Source organism: Aliiglaciecola sp. (assembly GCF_039982535.1).
Classification (GTDB): Bacteria; Pseudomonadota; Gammaproteobacteria; order Enterobacterales; family Alteromonadaceae; genus Aliiglaciecola.
This window is the reverse complement of record NZ_JBDWYG010000023.1, coordinates 1-22470: the sequence shown is the minus strand read 5'-3', so window position 1 is coordinate 22470 and position 22470 is coordinate 1. Positions and strand designations below refer to the sequence as shown.

General features: G+C 39.4%; 14 protein-coding genes. 3 read left to right on the top strand and 11 right to left on the bottom strand.

What is annotated here, in order from left to right; translation table 11 throughout:
- Window positions 1–146 precede the first annotated feature (146 nt).
- Window positions 147–536 (bottom strand): VOC family protein, encoded by a 390-nt coding sequence (locus ABJV04_RS04860; protein WP_348490180.1) that lies wholly within the window; start codon window positions 534–536, stop codon window positions 147–149.
- 402 nt (window positions 537–938) lie between these two features.
- Here ABJV04_RS04860 and ABJV04_RS04855 point away from each other — a divergent pair, with 402 nt between their 5' ends.
- Window positions 939–2321: a Xaa-Pro peptidase family protein gene (locus tag ABJV04_RS04855; protein ID WP_348490179.1), complete on the top strand. Its 1383-nt coding sequence runs from the start codon at window positions 939–941 to the stop codon at window positions 2319–2321.
- A 76-nt stretch (window positions 2322–2397) separates the two neighbouring features.
- On the opposite strand, the gene ABJV04_RS04850 is transcribed toward ABJV04_RS04855, so the two are convergent.
- Window positions 2398–3186: a hypothetical protein gene (locus tag ABJV04_RS04850; RefSeq protein WP_348490178.1), complete on the bottom strand. Its 789-nt coding sequence runs from the start codon at window positions 3184–3186 to the stop codon at window positions 2398–2400.
- A 341-nt stretch (window positions 3187–3527) separates the two neighbouring features.
- Here ABJV04_RS04850 and ABJV04_RS04845 point away from each other — a divergent pair, with 341 nt between their 5' ends.
- Window positions 3528–4643, top strand: coding sequence for a c-type cytochrome (locus ABJV04_RS04845; protein ID WP_348490177.1), 1116 nt, complete (start codon window positions 3528–3530; stop codon window positions 4641–4643).
- Between the two features lie 72 nt (window positions 4644–4715).
- Here ABJV04_RS04845 and ABJV04_RS04840 read toward each other — a convergent pair whose 3' ends face one another.
- The 9 genes from ABJV04_RS04840 to ABJV04_RS04800 all read right to left on the bottom strand — a co-directional run bounded on the left by ABJV04_RS04840 (window position 4716) and on the right by ABJV04_RS04800 (window position 18436).
- Window positions 4716–5162, bottom strand: coding sequence for a DUF2721 domain-containing protein (locus tag ABJV04_RS04840; RefSeq protein ID WP_348490176.1), 447 nt, complete (start codon window positions 5160–5162; stop codon window positions 4716–4718).
- Between the two features lie 142 nt (window positions 5163–5304).
- On the bottom strand, window positions 5305–7233 hold the full coding sequence (locus ABJV04_RS04835; protein WP_348490175.1) for a LapD/MoxY N-terminal periplasmic domain-containing protein: 1929 nt from the start codon (window positions 7231–7233) through the stop codon (window positions 5305–5307).
- A gap of 36 nt (window positions 7234–7269) precedes the next feature.
- On the bottom strand, window positions 7270–7932 hold the full coding sequence (locus ABJV04_RS04830; protein ID WP_348490174.1) for a transglutaminase-like cysteine peptidase: 663 nt from the start codon (window positions 7930–7932) through the stop codon (window positions 7270–7272).
- A gap of 69 nt (window positions 7933–8001) precedes the next feature.
- The gene (locus tag ABJV04_RS04825) at window positions 8002–9378 is read right to left on the bottom strand and encodes a GAF domain-containing sensor histidine kinase (protein WP_348490173.1); all 1377 of its coding nucleotides are present in this window, start codon (window positions 9376–9378) and stop codon (window positions 8002–8004) included.
- A 25-nt stretch (window positions 9379–9403) separates the two neighbouring features.
- Window positions 9404–10945 carry a DUF3369 domain-containing protein gene (locus ABJV04_RS04820; RefSeq protein WP_348490172.1) on the bottom strand — a complete coding sequence of 514 codons (1542 nt, stop codon included), beginning with the start codon at window positions 10943–10945 and terminating at the stop codon, window positions 9404–9406.
- Between the two features lie 151 nt (window positions 10946–11096).
- Window positions 11097–12893, bottom strand: a complete 1797-nt coding sequence (locus ABJV04_RS04815; protein ID WP_348490171.1) for an ATP-binding protein — start codon at window positions 12891–12893, stop codon at window positions 11097–11099.
- A 101-nt stretch (window positions 12894–12994) separates the two neighbouring features.
- Window positions 12995–14356 (bottom strand): HlyD family type I secretion periplasmic adaptor subunit, encoded by a 1362-nt coding sequence (locus tag ABJV04_RS04810; protein WP_348490170.1) that lies wholly within the window; start codon window positions 14354–14356, stop codon window positions 12995–12997.
- The gene (locus ABJV04_RS04805; protein WP_348490169.1) at window positions 14349–16547 is read right to left on the bottom strand and encodes a type I secretion system permease/ATPase; all 2199 of its coding nucleotides are present in this window, start codon (window positions 16545–16547) and stop codon (window positions 14349–14351) included. The genes ABJV04_RS04810 and ABJV04_RS04805 overlap by 8 nt, the downstream gene beginning before the upstream one ends.
- Before the next feature lie 2 nt (window positions 16548–16549).
- On the bottom strand, window positions 16550–18436 hold the full coding sequence (locus ABJV04_RS04800; protein WP_348490168.1) for a TolC family outer membrane protein: 1887 nt from the start codon (window positions 18434–18436) through the stop codon (window positions 16550–16552).
- 284 nt (window positions 18437–18720) lie between these two features.
- Between ABJV04_RS04800 and ABJV04_RS04795 the strand changes: the two genes are divergently transcribed.
- A partial coding sequence (locus ABJV04_RS04795) for a retention module-containing protein (RefSeq protein WP_348490167.1) occupies window positions 18721–22470 on the top strand: 3750 nt, incomplete at its 3' end.

Sequence of the window (22470 nt, the reverse complement as noted above, 5' to 3'; positions counted from 1 at the left end):
ATAGCACGGTTCATGCCAAAAACAATGGAATTTAAAAACCGTTTAAATTCAACTATTTACATGGTTACACATTTTCATTTTCAGGTTGGAAATTTCAAAATGAAAAATAACCTATCATTTTGAAATAAAATCATTCATTTTGAAATTCAGCTTTTTGATGATTCTGTTAACTGCAAAATCGCGCCAAATTCGTCATATTCGGCAAGGTCGCAAATGGACCAGCCTTGTAAACCTGTTCGTTTTTCCAAGTAGTTAATTTCCAGTTTTTGCAATGTTTCATCGATGGACTCAGTTGCAAAAGAAAGTAGAAATATTCCTTCTCCTTTTTGCGCAAGTATCTCAGCAACGACTCCTTCATTGCTCAGCGGTTGAACTAAAACCAATAGACTTTCCCCCACGTTAAAACGTGCAGTTTTTACTAGTCTTTGGGGAAGCTCTTCAATTACCGGTGATTGCTTTAACAATCCGTTGAAATAGCTTACTGATTTGTCTAAATCTGCCACCACAAAATTAATGTGGTGAATATGGGTGATCAAAATGCATACTCCTGCTTGGATTCACTAGGCTGTTTAAGATGAGCCGCTTACCTTAAGCCAGCAATGCATCCTGTGTAATGTGATTCAACACTGCAGTCTTCATGCCAGCGTCTTTGATAAGTTAATCTAAATAAATTCATATAGTTAACTAAGCACATTAAAAACCAAACCAAGAGTAAAATTTCATTCTGAAGGAATTATTTTCACTTTGAATGAAGATTTAAAGGCCTAGTAAAGACAATTCCACTGCCGTAAAACCTTGCTGCAGATCCTTTGCCCTTGCAACCTTAACCCCATTATCATATCTTTATAACATATATACCGTATCGCTATTTGAGAAAAAGATAGGTTAGCCAAACTAAATAACTCTTAATGCTCTAACAATACAAGGCCGAAATCATAATGAAGTTAGATAGACGAAATTTTATGGCGGGAGTGGGTATAGCTACTGCACTCCCATTAGTTGGCTGCGCTGTCAGTTCATCCGTTAGCCACAATACAAAATCTGTAGACACTACTTTGACTGATGATTTCCCAACTGCTCCACCATTGTCTGGCCCCCGTATCAACTTGAGCCGAGCTTATGAAGTAATGGATAGATTAAACCTTGATGCCTTGGTGCTTGGTCAAAGCGACAATTTTTACTATTCGACAGGCCATAAGCCGGTAACCTTAACTATGGGTCATGGACCAAATTCATTTTCGATTATTACCCGCCAAGACTCTAAGCCTAATGGTTTAGTAATGCCGTCTTTTACATACTATTTCTTGTTAGCAGATGTTATCGCTCCCCATGACTTTGCAACGTACCTTTTCAGTGATAATGGCGCCTCTGACGAAGTAGCCGAAGAACCTAACCTAATGATATTTGCAGATGAAAAAGTAACGCCTTTGGATGAAATAGAAGCCAGGCGAGCAAATCGGACACGACAAACAGCAAAAGAATATGGTGCATACATTGGCGCCAGGGCTGCATTGAAAAAGGCATTTAGCGACCTTGGTCTGACTAAAGCTAGAGTAGCAACAGACAACATCACCTCTTGGGAATTAATCTCGACAACTTTACCCGATGTTTCGATTACAGATGCCGATGACGCACTTCGACGTATTCGTCCGTATAAATCTGATATAGAAATTGCACTTATGCGTCGTGCCGCACCGATGAACGCTGAAGCGGCTATTGCTGCGGTCAATTTGATACGCGATGGTGCTACCTATCGCGATCTTAGACGTTTGTTTTATGCTGAAGCGGCTAAACGCGGTAACACTGGCGTGTTTATGGTGGTGGATCGCATTAGTGACGATTTATTTGATGCACCCTTTCGCGACGGTCAGTCATTCTTAATTGACGCCGTTAGTCACGCGGACGGCTATCATGGCGATTATGGGCGTACGGTATTTATCGGTGAGCCCAATAAAGAACTTGCTAAAATGACCAAAACCATTGGCCTTGCATGGGATGAAGTTAGACATGCTTTGAAGCCTGGAATGAAGTTTTCTGAAATCACCGCTTTGGGACAAGCAACTCTGCAAAAATTAGGGGGAAATTACGCTGTGTCATTCTCACCCCATAGCGTAGGTCTTTACCATACCGATCATGTGGGTAAAAACCCGGGTGCACAGAGTGAAGATCTCGTATTAGAAAAAGGCATGATAATCAGTGTTGATTGTCCGTTATTGGCATCAGGGATTGGAGGTTCAGCTCACCTTGAAGATTTAATGTTAATAACAGCCGACGGTAGTGAGCCAATAAATCACGTAGGCGACCAAACCATTATCATTTGATTTGCAAAAGAGTCCTTATAAGCCCATAAAAAATGCCTCTTTCGAGGCATTTTTCTAATCTATACTTTTTACTAACTTATTGGTTTGCTTTCTTCCTCTGGTTAGCACGAGCATATTTATTAAACAAAGTTCGTTGCTCATCAGTACCTTCGCCCAACTGCACTTTCACTAAGGAGCTTGCATGTTGGTGATAATAAACGTATTCCATAACAGCTTCCAGCCCTCGAGCATTTTCAAAAATCAGTGGTCTTTGTTTTATTTCATCTTCATCATTTGAGTCATTTTTACTCACCCCGAACCAAAAACGCTGCACCACATTTAAACTGTTGTACCAATTCCAAGTAAGCTTGTCTAAGGCGCGCTCGGAAAACGTGGAAAAGGTCGCAATGTCATTTTCCAAAACCACGGACATATAGCTAAATTCTCTGGTTTCACTATCATTTGAAGAGCAAGATTCAAGTAGGTTCAATATATACAGTTTAGGAACATTAGTCTTACTGAACTTAACAAAATACGTTGTGTCTTTTTCCGAACCTTGGCTAGAGTTTGACGATGGTCTGTAGTCAATTTTATAACAATCAGCTAAGTTGGTTATATACAGCGGCGCATCAAAAATGGTGACACCACCATTTTCAACAATATCAATAGCAGTATTAGTATCAATATATCGACTATTTTCCCCACTAAAGTTACTCAGAGCAACTTTCTCAGAAGATATTAGGTAAGCCACCTTAATCCCATCAAGTAGCATCACCTGATCGTCTTGTTCAACGAGTTGTTCAGTGGTTACGACAGTATAAGGCGACGAACAAGCACATAAGATTAAACTGCTAAGGACCACGAACGTTTTAACTAATTCCCTCATTTATTTTCCCTAATAATCTTTAATTTTAGTTTTTATTTGATTCATACTTCATTCTCTCTTAACAATAAAGTTCAAGTCAATCAGTTAGTTAATTAACTGCATTAAAAACCACTGATCTCGAAACCCACACCTTAAAAGCAACTAATTTTTCCCTTTGCAAATACTTACGGTCATTTGTAAACCTGAAAAAAAACAACAATTAAATAGTGACTTCCTCTGGCAGACACATATATGCGCACCAAAATCTAACTTGTCTAGGCACCAGTTAACCGATATTTAATTGCTAAAAAGCCAATTTAAGCGTTAAATAATCCTTCAAACCTAAACAAAGGGATGTTGTCGTGAAAATAGTAACTAGATTAATATGGATATTGTTAGTTAGCTTTAGTATTTGTTGTGAAGCAAATGCTGAACGTGTTTACGAGAAACAAGATCCTCCCCGCAAACTGACTAGCGAACAAGCAAAGGTGGCGGCTAGCAATTACCAAAAATATTGTTCTTTGTGTCACGGCGATGATCGCGAAGGTCATAAAAATGATCACGCCCCCTCCCTTCGCAGTAAGAGTCTATTCGAATCTGGTGTACCTCATTCAATATTACGCCCCATGTCCTATGGGCGACACGGAACCGCCATGGGTGGCTATTTAGATGAAGTAGGCGGTCCTATGACGTTGGATGAAACGTGGGACTTAACCTATTGGCTGTTTTGGCAATCAGGGGCACAAAGAGTCAAGCTTAGTGAAAACCCCGTCAATGGAGATATTGAAAAAGGTGAGATTTTATATAAACAAAACTGCACCAGTTGTCATGGTGAAAATGGTGAAGGCATCACTGCACCCGCTCTTTTTAACCCTTCATTTTTAGCCCACAACAAAGACGAGTTTATTCGCTATGCCATTGAAAAAGGCCGCGAAGATACTCCTATGTTAGGATTTTCTGACAAATTAACAGAAGACGATATTGATAACCTCACCGCCTTTATTCGCAGTAAGGCCAGTGATGCTAAAATTAGCAAAGTCCCCTTAAAAGCCCTACCTACACCAGATCAGTATGTAATTAATCCACAAGGGGAAGATCCTAATTTTGAATTGGACCAAGGCAAATATGTATCCTCTAAAGACTTACATGCTGCCATGGAAGCGAAAAAGCGTATGGTACTTATAGATACCCGAGTGACGTCAGTATGGCAACGAGCCCATTTAGCCGGTTCAGTACCTTTTCCTTATTATTCTGATATCCAAAGTCGTGTTGGAGAAATGCCCAAGGATGTATTGATTGTAGGTTACTGCTCGTGCCCTCGCGCAGCAGCAGAGTACGTAATGGATAAATTTAACGAAGCAGGTTATGCCAACACTGCTGTGTTATATGAAGGTATCTTTGGTTGGATGAATTTAGGCTATCCGGTGGTTCGAGCAGAAGGTTTAGAAGAGCCAGAAGAAGTGTCAGAAAGCCATTGATATCCCTCTCTGACTCGCAGTCGTTAATTGGAGAAAACCTAAGCCCTGCTAACTAAAATTAACAGGGCGATTTTAATAATCTTTATATGATGGAATTTTGAGGGAAGCGTTAGCAACACTGACTTCTAGGAAAAATGAAATTAACCCACCAGTGATCAGTATCATGCCTAAAATAAACATGGAAATAATAGTGGTATCTAAATTCACCACAGTTAATCCATTTATTAGCAATAGAATAACGTCCATACACACAGTCACCGCCGCAGCAGTTAAAAAGGTAACCGCCCAGTTGGCAAAACGCATTCTTCGGCGCAGGGCTTTGAGCTCGTTTTTAGCTTTTTCGGTGATCTTAGTTGGGTCAACATCACCAATTCTTTCGAAGTAACGAGCCCGATCAATAATTCTAGCTAAACGGCCGGTCATCACATTCATCATTTGCCCCATGCCCACTATCAGGAACACGGGTGCCAGTGACAATTGAATCAATTCAACAGCAGATTCATTTAAATTTAATTCCATTATTATTCCATCATTTTATTTCTGATGCCCTTGTAGCAAATAACAACCTAAATTGCACTGTAAAATTACATTCACTCTGCCTATTGTCCCATTTATAGACTTAGCTCAGTATTTAAGCCAATTTCTTCAGCTAAACTCTCATTTAGGTTTTAGATACATTTAGGGTTATGTAACCATCAAATCCTAATGTCATTAGAACCCCTTCGTCATGAATATTGGTCACTCCATCAGCGATGATTGTCATACCTAATGAATGAGCTAAATTACATAAACCTGTAAGATATTCTTGGTTTGATTTATTGTTGCTAACATCAAAAACGAAAGCACTATCAATCTTTATGTAGTCCAATCCAAACTCTTGAATATCAATAAGCTGGGAAAAGCTTGCCCCTACTCGCTTCAAACCAATTTGACAACCTAACTCTTTGACTTGAGAACAAAAACGTCTAAATTTAGGTACATTTTCAAATACAACACTTTCTCGTAGCTCAAGGCAAATATTGCCAGTAACATCTGGATTTTGACTAAGAATTTGATAAATTTTGGAAAGTGATTTTTTGTCTAAAATAGTTTGAATTGAGAGCAGTATCGCATAGGTATTTTGGTTTTTTTCCAGCTTGATTTTTTCAATTATCGTCTCAATCATTTTTAAATCTATGCTAGAAACTAAATCTAAGGCTCTAGCTTTATGGGCATAATAACCTGCATTATGTACCTTGCCATCCAACTCTAACCCTATCATCGCTTGATGGTGCAATATGCGGCTCTGCTGACCTACAACGGGGTAGCACATGGTCGATATGGTTTTATCTAATGCCTGAGTTAGGGCAATGCCCCATTCATCATTTGTATTGTAGGGCGCAACCACCTCTAGTTTGTCTGAAACTTCACCAGCAGCTCCTTTTCGTTGTTGAGCCTGTTCAAGCAATTCATCTAAGCGGTTGAACAGTTCATTACTACTTTCTTGAGATTGCAGATATACAGCAGCATGAGCAATATTAATTTCAACGCTTTGTTTATATTTAGAAATGATATTCCTATGCTTAACTTCCAAGGCATAACTCAATTTATTGATATCGTCTGATTCTGTCATTAACACTGCAAAGTCAGAATCATTTAATCTCGCCATGCGAATATCCGTATAACGACCATTCAAATCCTTAGAAAATTTATTTAAGGTATTCGCATAATCAACTAAAAACGCATCCATATTTTGCTGACCAATAGTTGCTAATACATGGTCATAGTTGCTAATGCTTACCATAAAAAGAATATTATGCCCCTCTTTATCGCGATACCTTAACTGGCCTTCTAGCAAGGTGAAAAAAGCATTAATGTTAATTAAACCTGTGACTCTGTCATGTTGGCTTTTATAGCGATTTTGATCTAGACGTTTATTACTTTCCAAAACAATGCCTTTGAAACGGTCAGCCAAAGTATTCATGGCTTTTACAACCCGTGCAAAATCTTTGGTATAAGGAATAGGTATTGTAAAAAAGCGTCTTTCAGAAAAAGCCCTTGCCTGTTCAACCAACTTATCTAAGGGAACTAAAATAAAACGCAGTAGAAATGAACCAATTAGGCAAGCCAATAGTGTTGTAATAATGAAATTGATAAATAATGCTTGTGTATTATCCCAAAGGGTTTGATATGCATAGCTAGTCTGACTTTCAATATATAAAGTACCAAACTTTTGCCACCCATCATTTATTTGAGCCACACCTGGCTTAACTTTTATATCGGCTAATTTGATAAACCAAGAAGGTACTTCAGATATATCTGACTCTTCATATTGACGCTCAATTAAGATATCGCCTTTAGCATTTATTAGAACGATACTTAGAAAATGTCCAGTATCAAACTTGGCGGATATCAGCAACTCAAGATCAACGAGATCCTTATTTGAATTAGAAATTAGCATCGCTAGGGAATTAGTATCATCCACATTTTTTACATAAAGTTGTTGTTCAAAGTAGTCTCTTGCAGAGCTTATACTTATAAAAAAATTAGAAATTGAACTAATCAATAGCAAAAAAACAATCGATAACCACAGTTGTCTACTTAGATACATGAGATACTCCTTGAATAAGTTGGAGCGTGCAACTGACTACCATTGAATTCCTTCCTCTTGAGTTTTAGCCAACAAATTTCTCCATTTAGATAACTTTGATGTGGCATTGCCTACCAATTGATTGGATTGTCCTGACCATAGGCCTTCGGAATTAAAACTAAATACAGGAATGAGGTCTTTTCTTTTAGATGATGGTAGAACTTCAGAAATTAAGCTATCGAGAACCAAAGGTTCAGAATCAGGTGTAGCATAATATCCCAACACCATATGGGCTTGAGTGATGCGACTCCGTGCACCACCTATCTTAGCTTTCACATATATTAACCGTAATTTTGCATCGTCTATTCCCAGCAGTCTTAAACTAAAATATTTTAATGTCGCATAATCTTCGCAATCGCCACTTCCTTGTCCTATTGTTTCAACTGCAGAAGCCCAATAGTCCTCTTTTTTCCATAATGCTTGATCAGTTTGATAATTCAGGACTTCATCAAAAAAAGTGTTTATAGCCTCAAGCTTTTCCAACTCAGAAAGACTGATCGACTGGGTTAAAATCTCTTGCCATTTTTGTGCAACTAAAGTTCGTTGTGGGCCATATTGACGATTAACGTTTTGATTGAATTTAGTAAAATCAGCCAAATCAAACTGTGCCAAACAAATAGCCGTAATCAACAGAATAAAAACTAAAAGTGTTAAACGCATAGATTGAGTAACGCAAAAACCATATTTATTAGTGATCCCATAGAAAGTTTTTAATATTTACAAGACGCTTTACTGGGCAGTAACGTCAATGGGTACAAACATTTCAAAACAGGTTCCGCTATGCATTTGGCTAGTTACACTAATATTTCCGCATAACTTTTTGTTAACCAAATCATGAGTGATAGACAAGCCCAATCCGCTACCACCATTTTCTCTTTGTGTCGTAAAGAAGGGTTCGAATATTTTGTCGATCAACTTTTGTGGAATGCCACAACCATTGTCGATAAAACGAATAAGAACATTACAATTATCATAAATTGAAAAAGAAATAGTAATTTTCGGGTTATTGATTGCTTTAAAGCCATGCCGGATACTATTCATAATCAAATTAGTCAATATCTGTGCTATCGCTCCAGGGTAAGATTTCATTATTATGGTATCGTCACATTCAAGCTCAATCTGCAATTTCGCTTTTTTGATTTCAGGATTAAGGCTACTAATCAAAGCTTGCACATTTTTCAGTAAATCAAATTCAACAATTTCATTAGAAGATTGATCTACTGCGGTCTGTTTAAAATCTTTAATTAACTTAACTGCTCTTGAGAGGTTAGTCGACAACAAACTACAAACTTCGTTACCACTTTCAATAAACTCTGAAAATATCTCCTCATTTAAACTGCCAGATTGAAAAGCCTCTATCAACAGTTTCAATTCTTCTTCTAAGTGCGATACACCGCTTATGGATACTCCCAGAGGTGTATTCACTTCATGAGTAATTCCAGCAACCAAACCGCCTAAGGTCACCATATTTTCTGAATCCAATAATTGCTGTTGGGTATTTTTTAGAATTGTCTGTGCGCTACTTAATTTTTGATTTTGACTGTCAATCTGCTGTTCTAACTTATGATTTGCCTGGACAAGTTGATTTTGAGCTTTCCACATATTAGAAGCGTTAATAGCACGACCAATAAAATCAGCTAAAGCAGCAACAAACGCCATTTCATCTGCATCCCATATACGCGCAGCTCCAGCATGTTCGCAATGTATAATACCTATCATTTTCCCCGTGTGTCTGATTGGCGCATCGAGAATAGATTCAATCTTACAGTCATCTTTGTGCTTTAGTGAAAACTCTCGAGTAGCAGGACTGTTGAGCGCATCATTGATGCACAACTGCCTCCCTTTTATCAAAGCATTAAAATAATCGGGGTATACTTCTGCGGTAAGTAAACTCTCGCTTCTTTCACTATGATTATTACGGTCAACAACTAAATAGCACCGCATTGCTTGTTGGTCTTTTTCAAAAAACCAAACCCCTGCTCTTTCCAGCTCTAATCCTTGCAAACAACTATTAATAATAACTCTTAAAGCATCAGCAAAATTGCCATTATCAATACTGGGGGATTGAGACACATTAAACAGTAATTCATCCAATCGTTCTTTCATAAATTAGTTCACCTAACGAACACTGTTAATCGGGAAATTGATGTCTAATGGCACAAAATTGTTCAAAATTTTCAATTATGATATCGACCAATTTAGGGTCAAAATGTTTGCCCGATTCATCGACGAGCAACTGTTTGATTTTTGTTGTATCCCAGGAGTCCTTGAAACACCTTTGAGAGCCAAGAACATCAAACACATCGGCAATTGCGGTTATTCTTCCACTTAATGGAATATCGTCACCTTTTAGTTGGGTTGGATAACCACTACCATCCCACTTTTCATGATGGGTCAAAGCAATTTGCGCAGCGAGTTGTAGCACAGGATTTTTGGAGCGCTTCAAAATATCGTACCCAACCTTTGCATGGGTCTGCATAATCGCTAAGTCTTCACCTTCTAATGGTCCTGGCTTGTGTAAAATTCGATCTGGAATGGCTACCTTACCTAAATCGTGTAAAGGAGAAGCTTGCTTCATCATTACAACTTCGGCTTCAGGAAGTTTGCAGTAAGACGCGATTAACTGGCAGATAATTGCAACTCGTTTAACGTGCGCACTTATATCCGTGCTTCTCATTTCAACGGCTTCGCCTAGCAAGTAAACTAGCTCACGCTGCGTATTCACCACTTCTTCGGAAATTAATAAATTTTCATAAGTCAAAGCAACATTGATACAATAAATTTCAAGCAACTCTTTGTTACTTTCAGTTAGCTTCCCTTGGGTATCAATGTATAAAAAATAATCCATCCCTCTATCTGTTTGAGTATAAAAAACGTAGCTATCATCAAAATGACAAGAGCGTTTTTCCTCTACCGCCGTTTCAATAGAAGTTCTAACATTGACAGGAAGGGAATCTAGCTTGGTATTTTCACTAAACTCAAGCATGTCTTTTGAAGCTGCTAGAACCTGAGTAGTATCGGTTTCACCAATCTTCATAGATGAACAATAAATGGCCGTTGAAGGTAATTGAAGTAAAGAAACCAGCTCATCCAGAACAGCCGATGCAAAGGTATTAATTGAATGAGGTTTAAGAACCTGACTTGTACATTCAATTACCCGCCTTAATCCTTTTCGATGTCTTTCAATAGTATCGATATCACGATAGGACCTTAGTCCTGTGTACATTAAGGTTTTTAATTTCTGACTGGTTAATTCAGTTTTTTCTTTGTAATCATTGATATCATATTTTTCAATAATTTCATGTTCAGGGGCTTGCCCCGGCTGACCGGTGCGAAGCACTAAGCGGGTAGTATGGTTCTTCAACTCTTTTCGAACATAATGAACTAAATCTAAACCAGCGTGATCAGTCTCCATCACTACATCTACCAATGCCAATGCAATGTCATCATTTTCTTGAAATATATTTTTAGCTTCAGCTGCAGAATACGCATGCAAAAACTCGACTTTATGACCATCAAATCGAAAACGTTTAAGAGTTAAATCAGTGACTCGATGAACTTCTGTTTCGTCATCGATAATTAACACTTTGAAACAGCCTTTAGCATCTACTGGCACTGGATCAGAAGGTTTATCTATTTTCTTTTGATTAGAAAACAACGGGTTTTGAACCATTTAATTTTTCCTATAGGTGATTTTGTCCACCTTAAAAACTGTCCAGCATGTAAAATTTGAATAGTGGACGAATAAAAAGCAACGAATAGTTAACTCAGTAAACAGCGTTAATTTTTAACCAATAAAACTTAATCACAACGGTACGTTTCATCTAGTCGAACTGATGGTTAATCAAACTAAACTCAATCCAAAACCCCTGCTTATCTTCACAGCCATAAGACAATTCCCCATGCAGCTTTTGTTTGATCAAATTATTAACCACACTCAGCCCTAAACCTGCGTTACCAGCCCCCCTATTAGTAGTATAGAAAGGCTCAAATATTTTACTGAGTAAGGTTTCGTCAACTCCATGACCGTTATCGCTATAACGGAGTACATGATGTTGTTCTTGTACATCGAGTCTGACAGAGATTTTAATATGGTTATTATGATCACTGTCTTTAAAGCCATGAAGCATGGAGTTAGCAACTAGGGCACTAATGATTTGTAAAAATGCGCTAGGATACGAACGAATAACAATAGTCGGGTCGCAGTCCAATGAAACATCGAAATTAATATCTTTGTATTGAAGCTCGAAGTTAATAAACAACTCTTCCAATAATTCCCTTACATTGATTTCGTCTAGTCCATCTTTAGTTTGATCCACTGATATACGCTTAAAACTGGTCATTAATTTTGCGGCACGATGTAAATTTTTTAATGCCATTTTGCTTAAATCGTTAGCAGCTTCGATGAAGTCCTCAAACTTATCTTTATCTAAAGTACCTTGCTGAAAGGTGTCATCGAGGTCGTCGACTGTTTCGATTAAGTGTGAAATCGCAGTGATACTTACGCCTAAAGGTGTATTAACTTCATGAGAAATACCTGCAACCACGCCCCCCATAGCAGATATTTTTTCAGACTCGATTAGCTTATCTTGGGCAAACTTCAAATTTTCTAACGCAGTATTCTTTTCATTGCACATAGCTGCAGAGTTGATTTGCTTAATGTGCAGATATATCAAACAAAAACCTATAAAAAATGCCAAAATTGGAATAATGAGATATAAGCCGCCTCCTGAATTACCTTCTCGCGTAATAACAAGTTGCCAAGTTTTATCTGCTACAGAGAGCAGACTAGTAAAGCTTGCGGTATCATCCGAACTTGTAAGGTCACCTACTTTACTTTGATAGACCAATTGGGGCTCAAAAGTATGAGTTGAGAATAACTTTAGATTTTCCGCTACACCACTTATGAAATAGTTCCCTAAGAGCATTCTAATATCGAAAACTATAACTATGAATCCACTGTTATTATCTTCTCTTTGTTTAAAGGTTTTGTGCTCGTGAGGTTTTTTATACAAAGGTAAAGCAACTAACACCATAGAACTTTCATTTTCGTCACCAACGAAAAATGGAACACTCGCTGAGGGTTTTCCACTTTGTAAAGATTGCTGCAAGGCATCTTTGATTAGTGTTTGGTTCCATATAATGTCTTTGAGTTGTTTTTCATAGAAACCGGCACTATTCCAAAGTGTTAAGGGAAAATAAGATTTATCCTCGAGATTTTCGTGTTTCTTGGCCATTTCTTGTGCACGCATTAACGCACTGCCTTCTAATTTAGTCCCAACTTCTTTGGTTAAAATGATTAACTCTTCAGTGGATTCAACTTTAGGCAACCACGCCACCATTTCGGTAGCAGGAAACGACTCTAAAATGGCTGAGGTAAATTGTTTGAATTCTTGCGCATTAATTAAAGTAGATGACTCATAGAAATGTTGAAGTGATTTTAATGGAAATTTAGCAAACAATATTCGCTCTTGAGTCACTTCTACATATTCTTGAGCGGGGTTATAAAAACTCACTAATTCTTCTTGCTCGCTTATCCTCTGATATATAATTACTGACACGGCAAATATCACCAAAGAAACAATGATGCTAATTAGTAAAGAAGGGAAATATCTATACATCTATACTCCACTGAGATATTGGCCAAGTTATAAATGTTAACCAAATCCAGTATGCTAATTTTTGATTGTGTAAAGTGAGCATTTAAGCCATACCTGCAACATTATCTTTCGCTCATTGCCAACGATGTAGCCTTGACGATCGGATTAAAAATATACTCAAGAATCGTTTTCTTGCCGGTAATAATGTCTACCTGGGCAGTCATACCCGGCAAGATGTCTAAGGATTTAGTTCCTATTGTATTTTTTGCATGCAATCTAACTATATAAAAAGTTTGATCTTTGTCATTTGTAATTGTATCTGCGCTAATATGATCGACTTCAGCAGTCATGCCTCCATACACCGAAAAATCATAAGCACTAAACTTCAATATGGCAGGTTGCCCTATGCGAATAAAAGCAATGTCTTTGGGAGCAATTTTCGCTTCTACTTGCAATTGGTCATCAAAAGGAATTATTTCGATAACTTGACTACCAGGTGTCACCACGCCACCAATAGTATTAAACAACAGACGTTGTATGGTTCCTTTTACGGGTGATTTAATAACAGCTTGTTCAACTACATCTTTTAAGCCGGTTTGCCCCTCTTCTAACGCAGCCATTTTCGACAAAACGTCAGTCAGTTCCTGATTCCACATATTTACTTTGTTAAGTTGCGACTCGCGTTTGGTATTTATTAATTCATTGATGGCTGCAGTACTTCTTTCTATTGCGACTTTGTTGACTTTCAAATTACCTTGTAACTCAATAATTTGTCGTTCAAGTCGTAAAATATCCATTTCTGAAACAGCACCAGATGCTAGCAACGGTTTAGTCACATTCAGTTCTTTTTGAGTAATAACCAATAATTTTCCGAAACGATTTAAATCAGCCTTAGCTTCTTCTATGTCTTGTTCCCGTTGCGCAATTCTATTGTCGAAACCACTTTGAATTTCATTCAATTCATCAATATTTGATTCGTATAGCTGCTTTTCATTGGCTACGACAGCGCTAACTTCTTTGACTAATGTATCGTCAAATTGCAGAGGAATACCTCTGGTGAGCGCAACTAACCTTTGCTCTCTCGCTGCCAAGGAAGCATATTGGATACTATTTTCTTGGAGATTCGATATAAATCGAGTCGGGTCGAGTCGAATAAGAGTTTGTCCAGGCTCAACCAGATCACCTTCTTTGACTAACAATTCTTGCACTATTCCACCATCGAACGATTGAATAACTTGTAATTGTTGAAACGGCACGACTTTCCCTTCCCCTCTGGCGACTTCATCGATAGAAGCAAAATATCCCCAAACGATTAAACCAACTATAGTTGCAAGAATTATGTAAAGCATACTTTTCGCTTTCACAGGCGCTTGTTGAATTCGCTCCCACTCAGCTTCTAAAACCCAGTCTTGTCCTTTAGTTGGAGCAAGCCAGTCCCTCACTATTCGTTGCAGAAATGATTGTGACGCTTGTTTTTTAGGCACCTTGTTTATCCTGCTCTTTTTGTACAGCATTAGTTGTAGATAATTGCCTTAATATTACATTTTTAGGACCGTCAGCAACGATTTTGCCTTTATCTAAAATGATGATTCGGTCGACTAAATCTAGAAGTGTCTGTCTATGAGTATTTAGAATAAGGGTTTTTCCAATTACTTCCCTTTGCAACAATTTTTTCAATTGCTGCTCAACGCCAGAATCCATAGATGATGTAGGTTCATCTAATATGTAGACAGAAGATTTTTTAATTAATGCTCTCGCTATTGCTACAGCTTGTCGTTGTCCGCCTGAGAGTAATTCCCCTCTTTCACCAACGTTCATGAAAATTCCGTCAGGATGAGAGTTAACAAAGTCTATTAACCCACAATCTTTAATAACTTCCCAGACACGTTCAGTATCAATACTGTTATCGAATGCGCATATATTGTCTTTCAAAGAGCCGGAAAATAGCACTATATCTTGCGGGATATAAGATAATAACTTCCTTAAATTTTGCGGCTCATATTGCTGCAAATCTATGTTATCTAGAGTAATTAAACCCGATTTAGGTTTATGTGCTTTTAATATCAATTTGTTTAAAGTGCTTTTACCACAACCATTTTTCCCTAAAATAGCCACCCTTTCCCCCGCTTTTAAGGTAAAGCTAATATTGCACAGTACTTGGCTATCTTTTTCTGGATAACTAAAAGAGACTGATTCGAACTTCAAATCTCCGTCTATATTTGTATGTTCACTCCATTGCTTTTCAGGGGGACTCTCGACCTTTTTAGCCATTAAGTCATTGAGTGTTTGTAGTGAGGTAGCTGCATGGTGATATTGAGCAAGTAAACCTGCCGCCATAGACAATGGCCCCATAGCTCGACTTGATAACAAGTACGCGGCAATTAATCCGCCTTGGGTAATTTGACCATCTATAATCAAATAAACACCAACAATCATGATTGACACACCGACTCCTTGCTGAAGCCAGAGTGCTAAGTTATTTACCGAAGCTCCAATTAGTCGCATTTTGGCATTCACCTTGGCGAGAAAAACACTTTGTCTTTCCCACTCGTGCTGAATATACCCAGAGAGACCAAAAAACTTAACCTGCTCAAATGAGCCTAAAGATTCGGTTAGTAAACTTGAACGAGAGGAAGAAATTTTAATTGCATCGGATGACAAACTTCGAAGCGTTTTTTGTGCATATAAACCATATAAAAGAATACATGCTCCGCCAAATAAAATAGGCAAAATAAGATACCAATCGATCAAACAAATAATGACCACAAAAATTAACGCAAAAGGCAAATCAACTAAGGCAACTAGGGTTATTGAGCTTAAAAAACCTCGAATAGCTTCAAATGATTGCAAGCTGTTTATAAATGCGCCTGTTGAGTTTGGTTTTTCTTCAAAACGGATACCCAGAACTTTATGTAACAGTATCGAAGACAAACTGACATCAACTCTACTGGCTGCCATCTCAACAAAATAATGCCTCAATACTCTTAATGTAAAATCAGAGAAAAGTGCTATAAGAACACCTATTGCCAGAACCCAAAGTGTTTCCAATGCGGCATTAGGTACAACTCGGTCGTACACGTTCATGATGAATAGTGGAACAGTGATAGATAGCAAGCTAATAAAAATTGATGCAGCTATAACATCTCGATAGAGAGACTTTGAACTATTTACAACGCTCCAAAACCAATTTTTTTGATCAGTTTTATCTGCAATTTCACTAACTTTGTTTATTTTCTTAGTGGGTCTAACAAAAATAACATAGCCACTATAATTCTCTTTCAACTCACTTAAATCTATCGTCTCAGAGCTATCATTTAATTCAGGAAAAACAACTTCGGCTTTATTATTGTTTATGTCTAAAGACAGAAGAATACAAGCTTGATGGTCTCTTAACACTAACACTGCAGGAAATAGCGCAGAGTTCATATGTTCAAATTTTCTTTTTACCGTTTTACTAGTAAATCCAGCTCGTTTGGCCGCACGATCGAACCCTGAAGGTGAAATAAAATCATCCTTCAAGGGCAAACCAGATAATATCGAAACACGGGATATTGCAACCCCATGAAAATGACAAATAGTATCTAAGCAATCCATTAATACGCCCCCGAGACTGTCAGAAGTGTTGGCGTATTCTTGCGTTTTATTAGGGCTGTCCATTGGCCTAGTTGAAATCATTTTTAATCGTTCATTGAAACTATAATAGCTTCTATTCTGCGATTTTTAGCATTTGCAGCTTGGCTTTCACTATCGATAATAGGCCGCTCTTCACCGTAGCCAATAGCCGTTACACGCTCTTCAGCTATTTGGTAATTATTAATTAAGACCTGAGCAACTGCGAAAGCGCGTTCTTCTGAAAGCGTTTTATTAAAGGTTGCATCTCCATCTAAAGATGCATGACCACTGATTATAACCCCCGTATTAGGTTGAGAGTTCAAAGCGTCAATTATTGGTTGCAGAGCTTCTTCGTAGTTTGAATCGATTTTTGAAGAACCACTTTTAAATTGGATGTTCACAGTTGCTTTATCAACGACAGGGACTTCAAACAAATCAACTTGGTCTTCTTGAAACGATATGGCGCAACCTCTCTCATCAACGATAGCTCCACCTTGGGTTGCTTTGCACTCGTCCCATAAGTCGGTAATACCATCTGCATCACTATCTCGAACGAGTATATTATTTTCAGAAATTAGATGACTCGACGTTACACCAGGACAAATATATCTTGGGTCAAAGTCAACAGGCCTTTCAGCCATTGTTTCCGGATCGGGTAAGTCTTTTTTAACTAATCCTAAGAAACGCGTAAGCTCACCTTTACCGGCTAATAAATTAAAATATGCTTGAGTTTGACTGTTTAACGCCAGAATATATGCTCGACTTGACTCATAATATTCGTTCTCCGAATCAAGTAAATCAAGTAAGGTCCTTTCACCAATGTTGAATTGATCAAAATAAGCTGTTTTTACTCGATCTGACGACACTCGGTGTTCATTTAAAGATGGCAATTGACGTTCTATATTAATGATGTTGTTACGAGCAATTTGAATAGTTTGACGGATATCTCTACAAGACTTATCACGAAGATCTTTGGCTAGATTTACTTGTTGTAATGCTGAAGACACTGCGGCTGAATCAGCCCCCCCGTTATACAAATTGTAACTAAACTGAAAGCCAACTCTAGCTTCGGTTATAGTGTTGTTCAACCCAGCTTGATCGCGGCTTTGTGACCCGTAACTAGCAACAACATCAACCTTTGGTTGATACCTACTTTTTGCTGAATCCACATCAAAAGTTTTAGAGTCAATGTTATACAAGGTAGCACTAAATGAAGGGTTTTGAGTGTAGGCTTCTTGTAAGATCACCCCGAGTGCTTTTAAACTATTAGCAACATTGGGAAGCTCGATATTTTGTAGATCTTTAGCAGGATCAATTCCTACAATTCTTAAATATCTGGCAGACACATCATGCAAATTTGAAAGCTCAGTAATTACATTAGCTTCAGACAATGAAAGTCGACCGCTAATTTGTTCCAGGTCGGCCCTTCTTGCTACTCCAGCCACAACACTTTCTTCAATCTGCTTAAATACATCTACATGCATGCGTAAATTTTGTTCTGCGATAAGCAATAGCTCCTGATATAGAAGGACATCAGTGTAGGCAATTGTCGCTTCTAAAGCAGTTTGCTCCACTTGGCTAAGCAACTCAAAATAACGAACCATTTGTGCTTGTTTGAATTTCTTTACTTCAGAAGATGTTCTAAAACCGTCAAATAACATTTGGGTTAAAGTGACTTCTCCGATATGAGACATATAGTCTCTATCTAAGCCGTAATTCCGATCTACGAAACTAGATGAGCCCGTAACATCCACCGATGGCCGGTAACCTGCTTTCGCTCCCTCTGTATCATATTCAGAAATTGATAAGGCATGCCACGATGCTTGAATCTCGGGGTTATTCTCAATGGCATATCCAACAGTCGATTTTAAATCATTAAATTCTGCAGCCTTTACCTCACTATTGAAGGCAATAAACACAATAGAAATTGGAAGTAGTAAAGTAAAACGCATAGTTATCCCCAAAAGCATCATTAGATTAATTCAGAAAAATAAATTTCTTCAATGGCTTATAAAACAATTACTTGCCTCAAAACCTTTTTACAAACTAAGCGTGAACAAAACAACTTGCAAGCGGTTCTTTTTTAAGCGCCTTCCGTTTAGAAAGTAAACACATTAAATTCTCCAACTAATCAATGGGTTAGATATATTCCCCAACTTTAGTCTAATGCAAACCTTAAGCATAGTCGTCTATCATTAAAATAGCGATGCAAAATGACAACTCAAGGGAGAGTAATATGGCAAGTCCAAAGGTTAGTATTCTAGAAGTAAATGGGGAAGTTTACTTACGCCTATCTAATGGTGATTTAAAAGAACTAAACCAAGGGGACTTAATTGCAGTTGGTGATGTTGTTGTAACCGGACCTAACGGATCCGTTGAGCTATCCGCTCAAAATCAATGCCATGTTATCTCTTCAAATCAAACGGTTTCAGTGACTGAAACCATATTTGTTGAAGCAAACTCAAACCTTAACCCGTTCGTTCAAGACAACATTTCTGACATCGACATTTCTGCAAATGCAAACAATTCGCAAGGAACCACAGACGCTGAACAAGCATTTTTAGATGCTTTGAAGAGTGATGGAGATTTACTCGACAATTTGGAAGCGACTGCAGCAGGTGCATCTGGAGGCGGAGGCGCAGACGGTGGTTCATCATTTGTGAGAGTTGAACGAGTTGAAGAGAATGTTGATCCTCAAGCCTTCAATTTTGATACTTCTCCTAACGAAAATCCTGATTTAGAACCGCAAACAGCTAGTACGTCTAACAACCTAAATACTGAAGCCGAATCGAATGATGCGATTGTACTTACTGTCGATGATTTAGGTTCAGTCAATAATGTCACGCCTACGGTCACTGGCTCGACGAACGCTCCAGCGGATTCAATAGTAAATATTACAATCACGGATAACGAAGACAATATCCAAAACGTTACCGCCATTGTTCAATCCGATGAAACTTTTAGCGCTGATATTCCTAATAATTTGGCTGAAGGGACTTTCGATATTACTGCAACTCTCACTGAAGTTGATGGCACAGAAACTTCATCAACAGGTTCAGGTAATATAGACACCATAGCCCCTAGTTTGCAAAATACTCCCCAGCAATCAAGTAATACTTCAACTCCGACCATTTCTGGACAAACTGATATTGATGCCGGCAGTACAGTGTCAATTATCGTGACGGATAGTACTGGTGATGAACAATTAATTGAAGCCATCGTAGAAGAAGATGGCTCCTACTCAGCTGATGTTCCCAATGCTTTACCCGAAGGGGAATACAGCATTGATGTGAGCGCCACAGACGAAGCGGGCAATACCACTTCCAGCACCTTTAACGGCAACGTCGATACAACCGCGCCTGTTACTTCCATCACTACCCCTGATTCAACCAACGATACAACCCCGACCATTTCTGGACAAACAGATCTCGATGCGGGCAGCACAGTATCAATTACCGTGACGGACAGTAATGGTGATGAGCAACAAATTGAAGCCATCGTAGAAGAAGATGGCTCTTACTCGGCTGCAGTTCCCAACGCCTTACCTGAAGGGGAATACAGCGTTGAAGTGAGCGTCACAGACGAAGCGGGCAATACCACATCCAGCACCTTTAACGGCAACGTCGATACCACTACGCCTGTTGTCTCCATCAGTACTCCTGATTCAGGTAACGATACAACCCCGACCATTTCTGGGCAAACGGATCTCGATGCCGGCAGTACAGTGTCAATTACCGTGACGGACAGTAGTGGTGAAGAGCAACAAGTTGAAGCCATCGTAGAAGAAGGTGGCTCTTACTCGGCTGCAGTTCCCAACGCTTTACCCGAAGGGGAATACAGCATTGATGTGAGCGTCACTGATGAAGCGGGCAATACCACTTCCAGCACCTTTAACGGCAACGTCGATACAACCGCGCCTGTTATCTCCATCACTACCCCTGATTCAACCAACGATACAACCCCGACCATTTCTGGGCAAACAGATCTCGATGCAGGCAGTACAGTGTCAATTATCGTGACTGACAATAATGGTGATGAGCAACAACTCGAAGCCATAGTAGAAGAAGATGGCTCCTACTCGGCTGATGTTCCCAGTGCTTTACCTGAAGGGGAATACAGCGTTGAAGTGAGCGTTACAGACGAAGCGGGTAATACCACTTCCAGCACCTTTAACGGCAACGTCGATACAACCGCGCCTGTTACTTCCATCACTACCCCTGATTCAACCAACGATACAACCCCGACCATTTCTGGGCAAACAGATCTCGATGCGGGCAGTACAGTGTCAATTATCGTGACGGACAATAATGGTGATGAGCAACAACTCGAAGCCATAGTAGAAGAAGGTGGCTCCTACTCGGCTGATGTTCCTAATGCATTACCCGAAGGGGAATACAGCGTTGAAGTGAGCGTCACTGATGAAGCCGGTAACACCACTTCCAGTTCCTTTAACGGCAACGTCGATACCACTACGCCTGTTGTCTCCATCAGTACTCCTGATTCGGGTAACGATACAACCCCGACCATTTCTGGACAAACTGATCTCGATGCTGGCAGTACAGTATCAATTACCGTTACGGACAATAATGGTGAAGAGCAACTAATTGAAGCCATCGTAGAAGAAGATGGCTCCTACTCGGCTGATGTTCCTAATGCATTACCCGAAGGGGAATACAGCGTTGAAGTGAGCGTCACAGACGAAGCGGGCAATACCACTTCCAGTTCCTTTAACGGCAACGTCGATACAACCGCACCTGTTATTTCCATCACTACCCCTAATTCAACCAACGATACAACCCCGACGATTTCTGGGCAAACAGATCTCGATGCAGGCGGTACAGTATCAATTACCGTAACTGACAATAATGGTGATGCGCAACTAATTGAAGCCATAATAGAAGAAGATGGCTCCTACTCGACTGATGTTCCCAATGCTTTACCTGAAGGGGAATACAGCATTGATGTTAGCGTCACTGACGAAGCAGGCAACACCACTTCCAGTTCCTTTAACGGCAACGTCGACACTACAGCACCTGTCATCGTCATCAGTACCCCTGATTTGGTCAATGATGCAACGCCGACGATTTCCGGACAAACGGATCTCGATGCGGGCAGTACAGTGTCAATTACCGTGACGGACAGTAATGGTGATGAGCAACAAATTGAAGCCATCGTAGAAGTAGATGGCTCCTACTCGGTTGATGTTCCTATTGCATTAGCCGAAGGGGAATACAGTGTTGAGGTGAGCGTCACTGACGAAGCGGGCAACACCACATCCAACTCATTTAGCGGTAACGTCGACACAATCGCGCCAGTCATCGCCATCAGTCCCCTTGATTCGGGCAACGATACTACCCCGACGATTTCTGGGCAAACAGATCTCGATGCGGGCAGCACAGTATCAATTATCGTGACTGACAGTAATGGTGATGCGCAACTAATTGAAGCCATCGTAGAAGAAGATGGCTCCTTCTCGGTTGATGTTCCTAATGCATTACCTGAAGGGGAATACAATGTTGAGGTGAGCGTCACTGACGAAGCCGGTAACACAACAACAATTAGTGAAAATGGCTCTGTGGATACCATTGCACCAACGATTAATATAGATGCGCCAGATTTAGGCAACGATTCAACCCCGACGATTTCAGGGCAAACAGATCTCGATGCGGGCAGTACAGTGTCAATTACCGTGACGGACAGTAATGGTGATGAGCAACAAATTGATGCCCTCGTAGAAGAAGATGGCTCATACTCAGTTGATGTTCCTAATGCATTACCCGAAGGGGAATACAGTGTTGATGTGAGCGTTACTGACGAAGCCGGTAACACAACAACTATTAGTGAGAATGGCGCGGTGGATACCATTGCACCTACGCTCAGTTTAGATGCCCCAGGTGTTAGCAACGATTCAACTCCTAACATATCCGGTCATACTGACTTAGTTGTAGGAAGCACCGTTTCGATTACTATTACCGATAGTAACGGT